Origin of the sequence: Paraburkholderia kirstenboschensis (assembly GCF_032806925.1) — a bacterium.
GTDB classification, from domain to species: domain Bacteria; phylum Pseudomonadota; class Gammaproteobacteria; order Burkholderiales; family Burkholderiaceae; genus Paraburkholderia; species Paraburkholderia kirstenboschensis.
Genome location: NZ_CP136512.1, coordinates 2,985,822 through 2,997,695, shown reverse-complemented (window position 1 = coordinate 2,997,695; position 11,874 = coordinate 2,985,822). Strand labels below are relative to the sequence as shown.

The 11,874-nt window shown below is 62.9% G+C and carries 8 protein-coding genes and 1 pseudogene; 8 read left to right on the top strand and 1 reads right to left on the bottom strand.

The genetic code is table 11. The features are described from left to right. The first annotated feature begins 171 nt into the window (after window positions 1-171). From RW095_RS22400 to RW095_RS22370, 7 genes and pseudogenes are all read left to right on the top strand, one after another. Window positions 172-1,215 carry a DUF1254 domain-containing protein gene (locus tag RW095_RS22400; protein ID WP_317018438.1) on the top strand — a complete coding sequence of 348 codons (1,044 nt, stop codon included), beginning with the start codon at window positions 172-174 and terminating at the stop codon, window positions 1,213-1,215. 80 nt (window positions 1,216-1,295) lie between these two features. Beyond that, window positions 1,296-2,738, top strand: a complete 1,443-nt coding sequence (locus RW095_RS22395; RefSeq protein ID WP_317018436.1) for a DUF1214 domain-containing protein — start codon at window positions 1,296-1,298, stop codon at window positions 2,736-2,738. Window positions 2,739-3,096: 358 nt separating this feature from the next. After that, window positions 3,097-3,243: pseudogene (locus RW095_RS22390) on the top strand (SDR family NAD(P)-dependent oxidoreductase); the annotation flags it as partial. 188 nt (window positions 3,244-3,431) lie between these two features. Then, complete coding sequence (locus RW095_RS22385) at window positions 3,432-4,613, top strand: lipid-transfer protein (RefSeq protein ID WP_317018434.1); 1,182 nt, start codon at window positions 3,432-3,434, stop codon at window positions 4,611-4,613. Between the two features lie 13 nt (window positions 4,614-4,626). Beyond that, the gene (locus RW095_RS22380) at window positions 4,627-5,826 is read left to right on the top strand and encodes an acyl-CoA dehydrogenase family protein (RefSeq protein WP_317018433.1); all 1,200 of its coding nucleotides are present in this window, start codon (window positions 4,627-4,629) and stop codon (window positions 5,824-5,826) included. Between the two features lie 14 nt (window positions 5,827-5,840). Next, the gene (locus RW095_RS22375) at window positions 5,841-7,004 is read left to right on the top strand and encodes an acyl-CoA dehydrogenase family protein (RefSeq protein ID WP_317018431.1); all 1,164 of its coding nucleotides are present in this window, start codon (window positions 5,841-5,843) and stop codon (window positions 7,002-7,004) included. Next, a complete protein-coding gene (locus tag RW095_RS22370) occupies window positions 6,991-7,449 on the top strand; it encodes a MaoC family dehydratase (protein ID WP_317018430.1) in 459 nt (152 codons plus the stop codon). Before RW095_RS22375 ends, RW095_RS22370 begins: the two co-directional genes overlap by 14 nt. 29 nt (window positions 7,450-7,478) lie before the next feature. Here RW095_RS22370 and RW095_RS22365 read toward each other — a convergent pair whose 3' ends face one another. Next, window positions 7,479-10,157 (bottom strand): LuxR C-terminal-related transcriptional regulator, encoded by a 2,679-nt coding sequence (locus RW095_RS22365; RefSeq protein ID WP_317018429.1) that lies wholly within the window; start codon window positions 10,155-10,157, stop codon window positions 7,479-7,481. A 250-nt stretch (window positions 10,158-10,407) separates the two neighbouring features. Between RW095_RS22365 and RW095_RS22360 the strand changes: the two genes are divergently transcribed. After that, window positions 10,408-11,826, top strand: coding sequence for an MFS transporter (locus RW095_RS22360; protein ID WP_317018427.1), 1,419 nt, complete (start codon window positions 10,408-10,410; stop codon window positions 11,824-11,826). Window positions 11,827-11,874: the final 48 nt, after the last annotated feature.

Here is an 11,874-nt window from a genome sequence, read left to right as displayed (position 1 = left end):
TGGCCGGTATCACCCATCCCCCTCGTTTGGAGGGGGGGGATTCGCTATCCCGCGCATTATCCCGGCGGGGTATGCCTACACAAAAAGGAGGGGGCGGCGTGCACGCTGACGGCACTAGACTCCAGATCCTGCTGGCTTGATCAGGCAACCAGTGTCACGTGAGGAAAAGCCATGAACCAGCGTATGAACCTGCTGTGTACTGTCGCGCTTTGGACGATCTTGGGCGCGATCGTGCCTTCCGCGGCGCACGCGGGTCCCGCTGTGCCGGGCGTGCTCGCCGTCACTGTCGACAACTTCGAGCGGGCCGAGTCCGATATGTATTTCGGCGCGCTAGCGAAGCATGGAGCCTTCGGCAAACTCTTCCATTACCGTGAACTGATGCCGGTCGAGCGGCAGGCGGTTGTGCGCGCGAACCGCGATACCCTTTATTCGGTAGGCGTTTTCGATCTCGATGCAGGCCCCGTGACAATCACGCTGCCCGACGCAGGGAATCGCTTTCGCTCGGTCGCGGCTATCAGCGAGGACAACTATGTGCCCATGGTCGCGTACGGCAGCGGACCCTACACGTTCACGCGCACGCAGATCGGCACGCGCTACCTGCTGATCGGCGTGCGAACGCTGGCCGATGTGCGGGATCCCGCGGACATGCAGGCGGTACATGCGTTGCAGGACGGCACCAAAGTGCAACAGGCCACGCCGGGCAAATTCGAGGTGCCGCACTGGGACGAAGCCAGCCAGAAGCGCGTCCGCGATGCGTTGGTCACGCTGGGGGCGACGCTGCCCGACCTCAACGGAGCGTTCGGCATGCGCGGCGAGGTCTCGCCGGTGCGTCACCTTATCGGTACGGCCATCGCGATGGGCGGCAATCCGGACAAGGACACGGTCTACCTCAACGACACGCCGTCACACAACGACGGGAATACCGTCAATCGACTAAGAGTAGCGGACGTTCCCGTCGACGGATTCTGGTCGATCAGTGTTTACAACGAGAAAGGCTTCTTCGAGCCGAATGGGCAGAGCGCTTACACGGTCAATAACGTCGTAGCAAAAAAGGACGCCGACGGCGCGATTTCCGTGCAATTCGGCGGCTGTGACGGCAAGGTGCCGAACTGCCTGCCTATCACGCCCAACTGGAACTACATGGTCCGCATGTATCGTCCACGTGCCGAGGTCCTGGATGGCCGCTGGAAGTTTCCGGAGGCGCAGGCGCGCTGACAAGACGCTCAGATTGTCCGCGCGCGTCGGCAATCTTGATGGCACTTCAATCGTTCGTGACTGCATTGCGAGGAAATCCGATGAATCGAACATTGCGGGCATGGCATGTATGCGGGGTGTTCGGCCTTGGCAGTTTGCTGCTCCAACCCGCCATCGCGCAGGTTGCAGATACAACGGGTTCGGCCGCGATAATCGCCCAGGCGCCCGTCGACGACCCGCATAGCCGCGACGCCTTCGACGCCGCCGTCTGGGGCATGCCCATCGTCAGCGTCGACGCCATGCGCGACGCGTACTTGCGCGACGCCGGGGCGCACTACAACGATATCGTCTACTGGTCGCGGCCGGCAGACTGGAAGAACCAGACAACCACACCCAATTCGTCGTCGCTTTACGTCTACTTCAACTACAACCTCAAGGACGGCCCGGTGGTTATAGATATCCCGGCGGCGGAGGGCATCGGCGTATTCGGCAGCGTGCTGAACAGCTGGCAAGTGCCGCTGGCCGATGTGGGGCGGGAAGGCGAAGACATGGGAAATGGCGCACGCTACCTGTTGCTGCCGCCCGGTTTCGAGGGCGAGCTGCCGGCGGGTTACGTTGCTCTGCAGTCGGACACGTACAACGGTTATGCGCTGATTCGCGTGACACCCGGCACATTGTTGCCGGACGACCTCCGCAAGGCGAACGCCTTTATCCATAAGATGCATGTGTCGAGTCTCGCCAACGCATCCGGCAACGCGCCACAGCGCCTCATCGAGATGGACGGCAAGGTGTTCGACGGGATTGTCCAGTTCGACAACACGTATTTCGTTCGTCTCGCGCGCATGGTAAGCGAGGAGCCGGCGCTGCCGCGTGACGCCGGTGCATACGTGCGACTGCGCGCGCTCGGCATCGAGCCGGGCAAACCATTCGTGCCGGACGCAGCCATGCGCGCGCGTATGCACGCCGCCGCGCTGGAGGCGCGAGCTAGCTTTCGCCAGACGCTTCAGTCCGGCGCACGTCCCTGGTGGCCCGGTTTGCAGTGGGGCATCGTCTCGCCGGTCCCCGTGGCCGTCAAAACGCATTTCACTTTCGACGATGGTCAAGGCGTGGACACCCGACTGCGCGGCGCGCTCTTTTTCCTTGCCTACGCACCACCGCAAAAGCTCGGCAAGGCGACTTTCTATCTGACGAGTTGGCGGGACCAGCAGGGCGAATTGCTCGACGGATCGACTCACTATCGTCTGCGCGTGCCGCCGCATGTACCTGCGTGGCAGTTCTGGGCGGTCAACGTCTACGACAGCGAGACAAGCGGATTCATTCGTCATGCGCCGCGCGTTGGCATTGATTCCTACGACAAGGGTCTGCAGCGCAACCCGGACGGATCGATCGACATCTATTTCGGACCGGTGCCGCCGGCGGGCAAAACGGAGAACTGGATTTATACCGCGCCCGGCAAGCCGTGGTTTGCCGCCTTCCGGCTGTATGGACCAGAGCCGGCGATTTTCGACCGATCCTGGACCATGGCAGATATCACGAGACAGTAGGCTCGATTGAAGAAACGGGATCGTGAGTAATGCAGGAACCGTCGTCACAACCGGTGAAGCGTTTCTAACACGGGCTGCTTCTTGAAGTGCAATGACCGGACACGGCCATGTCACAGATTCTTTCGCGCCGTGATCCGGCTCGATGGCGAGCGGCTCACGTCTCGCTCCTATGTCGATCATTCCCGCGAGACATTCGACGCAGCGCTTCACACGTGCGAGAAGAGAGCTACCGATCTTTTCGCCATGGCCTCGAGTCGGACCGCAACTGGAACTGCTAGCGTCGCTCGACCGGACGACGCTCGACATGCACGTCGCGTGGTTTCGATCGGGTGAACACGTCAACGGAAGATGAGCATGCGTGTACTGCACGGCAACCTTCGATCTAAACGGCAAGACGGCTCTCGTTACGGGCGGTTCCCGCGGGCTCGGCCTGCAGATCGCCGAAGCGCTCGGCGAGCAGGGCGCGCGCGTCATGTTGTCGGCCCGCAAAGTCGACGAACTGGAAGAAATACTCGCCGCGGGTGGCGGCGTAAGCGCGGTATGAGCGTTCAATAAAGTTCGCCTATGCGCAAGTTGGCGGCGTTCTCGACCCCTAAAAAAGGAAGGGGCGTCCACCGGCGCACGGCCCCTATCATCAATCGTCATCAGTTCGCCAATGTGGCGCAAACAATGCGAAACGAAACAGGAGCAGTTATGACGCGCAAAGTGGTAGTGGCCGGAGTGGGAATGGTTCCCTTCACCAAACCCGGCGCCAGCGAGACCTACGATCTGATGGGCGCGGCCGCGGCACGGCTCGCGCTCGACGACGCAGGCGTCGCATACGAGGCGATCCAGCAGGCGTATGCAGGTTTCGTCTATGGCGATTCGACCGCGGGCCAGCGCGCGCTGTATCACGTTGGCATGACGGGCCTGCCCATCATCAACGTCAACAACAATTGCTCGACGGGGTCAACGGGGCTCTACCTCGCTCGCCAGGCGATCGAGTCCGGCGCGCTGGACGTCGTGCTCGTCGTCGGCTTCGAGCAGATGAACGCCGGCGCGCTGAACAGCTGTTTCACCGACCGCCCGCTGCCGCTCGACCTGTTCTTCGATCAGTGCGACCGTCTGGGCGTGCCGCCCGAAGTGCCGCCGGCGCTGCGTATCTTTGGCGGAGCGGGCATGGAGCACATGAAGCGCTTCGGCACGCCGCTCGAATCGTTTGCGAAAATTCGCGCGAAGGCGAGCCGCCATGCGTCCAACAATCCGCTCGCGGTATTTCGCCAGGTTCTCAGCCCCGAAGATGTGCTTGCCGACAAGGTAATGTGGCCTGGCGTGATGACCCGTCTGATGGCTTGTCCGCCGACCTGCGGCGCGGCGGCGGCGGTGTTGTGCAGCGAAGAATACGCACAGAAGCATAAGCTGGACTCCCGCGTGTGGATCGCCGCCCAGGCATTGACCACGGATCGCCCGATCGCACTCGAAGGCGACGATCTGCGATACGTGGCTGGTTACGGTCTTGCAAAAGAGGCCGCTGAGAAGGTGTATGAAGCGGCTGGCGTCGGCGCGGAAGACGTCGACGTAGTCGAACTGCACGACTGTTTCGCGCACAACGAACTCATCATGTACGAAGCACTGGGCCTGTGCCCGGAGGGAGAAGCCGCGAAATTCATCGACGACGGCGACAACACCTACGGTGGCCGCTATGTCGTCAATCCGTCCGGTGGCCTGTTGTCAAAAGGACATCCGATCGGCGCTACCGGCCTCGCGCAATGTACGGAGCTCGTCAAGCAACTGCGCGGCGACGCCGACAAGCGCCAGGTCGAGGGCGCCCGCGTCGCGTTGCAACATAACGTCGGGCTCGGCGGTGCGTGTGTCGTCACGATGTACCGCATCTAACCCGGAGACGTCGATGGACTTCCAGTCGGACCCAGGGCAGGACGCGTTTCGCGAGGAAGTGCGGGCGTTCCTGCGTGAGCATCTGCCCGCCGAGCTTCGCGGCAATGCGATAGGCGAGGTGCGCTCGGTACGCGAGCGCATCAAGCGCTGGCAAGGCATCCTGAACGCGCGCGGATGGGGCGGCCCGTATTGGGCGCGTGAACATGGCGGCACGGGTTGGACGGTGTTACAGCGCCTCGCATTCGACGAAGAATGCGCCGCCGCCGGCGCTCCGACGCAAGACTTCCTTGCGCAGAAGCTGTTGGGTCCCGCGCTCAACGCGTTCGCGTCGCAGGGGCAGAGGGACGAGCACGTGACACGCATCCTGAGCGGCGAGCGTCTTTGGTGCCAGGGCTTTTCGGAGCCGGGTGCAGGTTCGGATCTCGCGTCGCTGCATACGAGCGCGGAGCACAGTGGCGGTCACTACGTCGTGAACGGTCAGAAGATCTGGACGAGCTATGCACACGAAGCGGACTGGATCTTTCTGCTCGTGCGCACGGACAGCACGGTCAGGAAGCAGGCCGGCATCAGCTTTCTGCTCGCCGACATGAAGACGCCGGGCATTACGGTGCGGCCGATTCGCAGTATCGACGGCTGTCATCATCTGAATGAGGTCTTTTTCGACAACGTGCATGTGCCTGTGGGCAATCTCGTGGGCGCAGAGGGCGACGGCTGGAAGATCACCAAATTCCTGCTGAACAACGAACATGCGGGGGCTGCGGACTTGCCGCTTCTGCGCAAGTGCGTGAGCCGGCTGAGAGCGCTGGCGGTGAGCCAGCGTGTCGAAGGGCGGCGCCTGATCGACGATCGCGGATTTGCATTGAAGCTCGCGCGCCTCGAAGCGGAGGTCGACGCCATCGTCATGATGGTGCAGCGCGTCGCGGCAATGGAGCAGGACCACAGCCCCGCTGCGCACGCGCTCGGTTCGATGCTCAAGGTGCGCGGTACAGAGCTGCAGCAGAAGATCACCGGGCACCTCGTGGAAGCGCTCGGCGGCGATGGCGCAGTGGCTTATGCAGAGCCGCACGATACGACCGGCGGCGCTCCGTTGCCGCGCGAGAACATCGGTCGCGGCATTGCCACGGAGATGTTCTTCCGCCGTGCGTCAACCATCTACGGCGGCGCAAGCGAGGTTCAGCGCGGCATCATCGCCAAAACGCTGTTTCAACTCTGAGAGCGCAACCGGTCATGAATTTCAATCTCAACTCAGAGCAGCAGATGCTGCAGGACAGCGTGCGCCGCTTCGTCGCGCGGGACTATAGCTTCGAGGCACGCAACGCGGCGCTTGCGGCCGGCTTGGCTTGCAGCGAGTCGCACTGGCGTGCATTTGCCGACAACGGCTGGCTCGCGGCGGCACTACCGGAAGCTTATGGCGGCTCCGACGGCACGGTGATCGAGACGGTCTTGATAGCACAGGAATTCGGCCGCGCGCTGGTTGTCGAGCCCTACATGGGCTGCGCGGTGCTGGGCGCGCAGACCATCGTCGCGGCCGGCACGCACGCGCAACGCGAGCATCTGTTGCCGCTTGTCGCCGACGGCACGCGGAAAGTTGCGCTCGCCCATGGCGAGGGGCAGGCAAGCGGCAACGTGGCGTCGGTCGAAGCGCGCGCCGAGCGGTCGGGCGAGGGCTACCGGTTATTCGGCAACAAAACGCTCGTGCCGGGAGGCGCCGAGGCGCACACGTTCATCGTGTCGGCGGTGACACCGGACGCCGACGGCCTCACGCTGTTTGTGGTCGATGCGAACATGCCCGGACTGCAGCGCCACGTGCTGCCGCTTCACGACGGCAGCCGGGCCGCCGAACTCACATTGGACGGCGTAGCCGTGACGCGCGCGGCGGTTCTGGGCGAGCACGGTCAGGGCCTGCCCGCCGTACAGCATGCGCTCGCGCACGGCACCGCTACGCTGTGCGCCGAACTGGTTGGCGGAATGGAGCAGGCCATCGCCATGACCGCGGATTATTTCAAGGTTCGCAAGCAGTTCGGCGTGCCGCTTGGCAGCTTTCAGGCCTTGCAGCATCGCCTCGCCGACATGGCAGCCGAGCTCGAAGTGGCGCGCTCGATGTTGTACGCGCTGCTCGCGTCGATCGCGAACGATACAGCGGAGCAATGCGACTACGTCGTTTCGCAGACGGCGTCGCTCACGAGCGCGGCCGCGAAGTATGTGTGCGGCCAGGCGATCCAGTTGCATGGCGGCATCGGCATGACCGAGGAGTACCAGGTTGGCCACTACTACAAACGCGCGACCGTTGCCGAAGCGCTACTCGGCGGCGGCGACACGCATGACGCACGATGCGCGCAATACTTGCAGCGAACCCTGGTTCACGGAGACACACGGAATGACAGAGTTTGAAAAGATTGCGGATCTCCACGCTATGTTGGGCGAGGCGATCGGCACGAGCGACTGGCTGCTGATCGACCAGGCGCGTGTGGACCGGTTCGCTGATGCGACTGGCGACCATCAATGGATTCACGTGGATGTGGAGCGCGCGAAAGATGGCCCGTTCGGTAACACGATCGCGCATGGCTTTCTGACACTCAGCCTGCTGCCCGCGTTTCTCGCGACAGCGTTCAGTATCGCCGATGTGCGCAGCGGCCTGAACTATGGCCTCGACAAGGTGCGCTTCATTGCGCCGGTGCCGGTGGGCAGCCGCCTGCGCGCGCATTTCCGCCTGATCGGCTTCGAGCCGATCAGCAATGGAGGCGCTCAGGTCAAGTTCGAGATGACCGTCGAATGCGAGGGGGTGGGTAAGCCCGCATGCATCGCGGAGTCGATCATGCGCCTCTTTCCGCAATAGCCGGCTCTAGTGCCTCGAAGGCGTCGGCTTTACTCGATGAAGCCGTTCTTGCGTGCCCACAGCATCGCGTCGTAGCGGCTGGAAACACCGAGCTTTGCGAAGACATTGCGTAGATTCCACTTAACGGTTTCGAGCGTGATGTTAAGCGCAAGTGCAATCCGTTTGTTCGACATCGCGTGCGCGACCAGTGCGAGTATTTCCAGTTCACGCTGGGTCAACGTGGGCTGCGCCCGGTCGCTGTTGCCGCGACGCTTGGCCGCCGGCTGATTGTCTATGGTGCGAATGTCCGAGAACCGCTCCAGCAAAGCGGCCACGTAGTTCGACTGCGCCCCGTCGAGCCATTTCTCTGCGAGTACACGCTCGAAGAGAGCGGCAGCGGCGGTTCCTTCGTCAATGAAGGTGCGCACGAGCCCTAAGCGGGCACCCGCTTCGACAGCTTCAGCGAGAACCGGTTTCGCCTCTTCGGTCCGCCCGAGTTCCACCAGAAGGGTTACCGATAAAAGGTTGGCGAGCGCGTGCAACCGGCCGCGCCCTAAAGCCTTTGCGCGCTCCCGTACGAAAAGCAACGCGTCGAGCGCCGACTCGGGCTGCGTCGCGCGCAGCACGCGGGCCCGCGTGAGCGCGGCAACGGCCGGAATTTCCGCCTTGACGCCTTGATCCGTGTAGTGAGCTTGGGCAAGCTCGTCGAGCAACGCGCCGAGTTCGGCGGCGCGAGCGCTGTTGTTCTTCAGCAGCAGTATCCGAATCTGTTCCGCCAGCATGTGGGCGACGGCGCGGGACTGCTGAAGGTTCCGCAGATGGGCGGTCTGCTGTTCGAGAAACGCCAGCGCGACATCGGCGCTCACCTGCAGCAGGTCGAGCCGTGCGCGGCAAAGCGATGCGCGTATCGTGATATCGGGCCCCGATGCTCGCAGCAGGCCGGGGCGATTTGCGATGGTCTCGCGTGCGTCGTCGATGCGGTCGAGTTCGTAATAAGCATCGACCAGCACGCTCGCGCAAATGTTCGCGCCGATCGAATGACGTCCGGCGGCATTGACCGAGCGTGCAAGCAGCGGCGTGCCGAGACGCTCGGCCTCGCGCACGTCGCCCTCGCCAAGCAACGCGGCAACACGGGCGGATTCGACGACGAGCGCCATGTCGTTATCCCGGTCCGCAGGCGATACGGCGCGCAAATCGAGTTGGCGTCGTGCGTCCGCGTATCGCCCGCAGGCCGCATAGGCGACGCACAATTCCGCGACCAGCAGATAGCGCAGAAACGGGTTCTGGATGACCATATCGCGGAGTGGCTCGAGCAGTTCAAGCATCCGCGGCGTGTCGTCGTTCTGGAACGCAATGGCTGCGTAGATCAACGGAATGCAATTCGTGAGTTCGGCGTCTTCGGACATGCCGCCGGACTCCAGGTGCGCGAGCCATTCCGTCGCCTTGGCGGTGCGGGTGGTTAGCGCTATCGTCAGACAGGCAATAAAGAGTAGACGTCGGTGCCGTACAAGCGTTGCTTCCGGAAGACGCTCCAGAAGATGCAGCATCGGACTGAGGTATTCGAGGCTCCATGTCACGGGCTCCGCGCGCTCGATGACCTCGGCTGCGAACTCGTGGTCACCGCCCACACTGGCGTGGCGCAACGCCTCGGCGAGATAGCCGTGATCGGCGAACCAGTTGCTTGCGCACAGATGCAAGGCCAGTGCGCCGGCTGGATCGGCTGAGGTGAGCCGTGCAGCAAGAAACTCGCCCAACAAAGGGTGAAAGCGATACCAGGCAAGGCGCTCATCCGAATCGATCCGGCTGATCAGCAGGTTTTCGTCCTCCATGCGCTTTAGCAGATCACCTGCGTTCGGATTGCGCGTGACGTGCCTTGCGAGCGGCGCGCTGAAGCGGCGAAACAGTGACAACGCCTCGGCGAACGCCACAAGTCCGGGAGGCAGATTCGCCATGACCTCTTCGCTCAGGTAGGTCTGCAGATCGCCATGACGCCAGGCGAGATCGCGCAGCGTGCCGAGCGATTGCGGTCGGTTCTTCAGCATGACGACGATAAGCTGCACGCAAGACGGCCAGCCGCCCGTGACATCGTGAATCAGACGTAGATCGTCAGCGGGCAGCTTGTCCTTTCCCAGGTTCTCTTCGACGAAGATTCGGGTTTCGGCCATGACGAACGGCAAAGACGCGCTATCCAGTTCCGCGAACTGATTCATCATTCGCAGCCGGCTCAGCGCGAACGGCGGCGCGCTGCGCGATGCGATCACCAGGTGGAGTGTGCCCGGCGCCTGGTCGAGGAGCTTCTGCATGAACCGGTGTACGAGCGCTGCATCGACAAAATGATAGTCGTCAATGAAGACGTAGATTTCTTTGGCCAGATCGAGCACGCCATCCACCAGCAACGCCACCAGAGCGTCCGCGCCGGCAGGGCTTGCATCCTCGAACAACAGATCCGGCCCGGCGCGCAGCCCCACGCGCTGCATGGCCATGAATAATGCGGAGCAGAACCCGGTGTAGCTGTTCTCGTCGGCACTGAGCGATAACCATGCGACTTCCGCGCCCGCCTTTACGCAGGTCTCGCGCCATTGGGCGAGCAGGGTGGTCTTGCCATAGCCAGCGCTGGCCGTAACGAGCGCGAGCGTAGCGTGCGGCGCGCGCTGGAGTTGCGTCAGGAGATCGGTGCGCCGTATGGTCTTCGAACCAATACGCGGTGGTGCGAACCTCGTGGATGCCACTGGTTTGGGGAATGCGGTTCTCAAGTCGTTGCCAGGTCGGTGCCCAAGGAAACTAACTTAACACAACGCCTCGCCGGTCACGCTCGCCATCCGCGACAACGCAAACGTATCAGCGCGCGACACTCCTGAACGACGCCCCCGTTCCATCCCGATGACGTATTTCTTCTATGTAGCCGATTTATGTCGGCGTCTACTGAATGTGCTGATCGGAACATCACTCGCGGCCGCGCCGCAATCTTCAGGGGATGCTATGCCTACCGCTTCTCAGTCTCGCGCGAGCGCCGCCGCGCGACTCGAACGGCTGCCGTTCTCCGGTTATCACCGGACCATCTTCATCATTATCGCGATTGCGTTCTTCTTCGATTCGGTCGACCTGGGCACGATGACCTTCGTACTCGGTTCGATCAAGACAGAGTTCGGTTTGTCGACCGCGACCGCTGGCCTCGTCGCGAGTGCGAGCTTCTTCGGCATGGTGGGCGGTGCGGCGGTAGCCGGCTTGCTCGCCGATCGCTTTGGGCGCCGACCGGTGTTTCAATGGAGCATGGTGCTGTGGGGTCTCGCTTCCTATCTGTGCTCGACCGCACAGAGTGTCGAAGCGCTGATCTTCTATCGCGTGCTGCTGGGCTTCGGCATGGGCATGGAGTTCCCGATTGCGCAAACGCTCTTGTCGGAATTCGTTCCGGCTTCTTCGCGCGGCCGTCTGATTGCGCTGATGGACGGCTTCTGGCCGCTTGGCTTCATCACTGCAGGCGTGGTGTCGTACTTCGTGCTGCCGACCTTCGGCTGGCGCACGGAGTTCGCGTTGCTCGCGATTCCCGCCGTGTTCGTGCTCGTCGTGCGACGCATCGTGCCGGAATCGCCGCGTTGGCTCGAACATCGCGGACGTCTCGGCGATGCAGACACAGTCCTCGCCGACATCGAAGCAAAAGTCATGAAGTCCACGGGGCTGAGCCAATTGCGCGCGCCGGTCATGCTCGCCGAGCCGGTGGCGGCCAAAGGCGCCGGCGCATTTCGCGAGATATGGAGCGCGGCTTACCGGCGTCGCACGATCATGGTGTGGACGTTGTGGTTCTTCGCGTTGCTCGGCTTTTACGGTCTGACGTCATGGCTCGGCGCGCTGATGCAACAGGCCGGCTTCGCGGTGACGAAGTCGGTGTTGTATACAGTGCTGATCTCTCTCGGCGGTATTCCGGGCTTTATCTGCGCGGCCTGGCTCGTTGAACGCTGGGGACGCAAGCCGACCTGTATCGCGTCGCTCGCGGGCAGCGCGGTAATGGCCTATGTGTACGGGCAAACCGCGCTCCACGCGCAAACGCCCACGTTGCTGATCTGCGCGGGCCTTGCGATGCAGTTCTTTCTGTTTGCAATGTGGGCGGTGCTTTACACCTATACGCCGGAACTCTACGGCACCGGTGCGCGCGCCACGGGTTCGGGCTTCGCCTCGGCGATTGGCCGCGTCGGCTCGCTGATCGGGCCGTATGTGGTCGGCGTCGTGTTGCCGGTGTTCGGCCAGGGCGGCGTGTTCTCGCTCGGCGCGATGTGCTTCGTGGTAGCGGCAGCGGCCGTGTGGATACTCGGCATCGAAACACGTGGACTCGCGCTTGAGACGCTCGTGTCGGAAGCAGTGGAGAGCGACGCGCATGGTGTGCTCAGTCCGGCGCGCGAGTAGATGCGTTCGCCACGGTGCAGCGGTTGCCTGTCTGCTGCACCGTTGGCG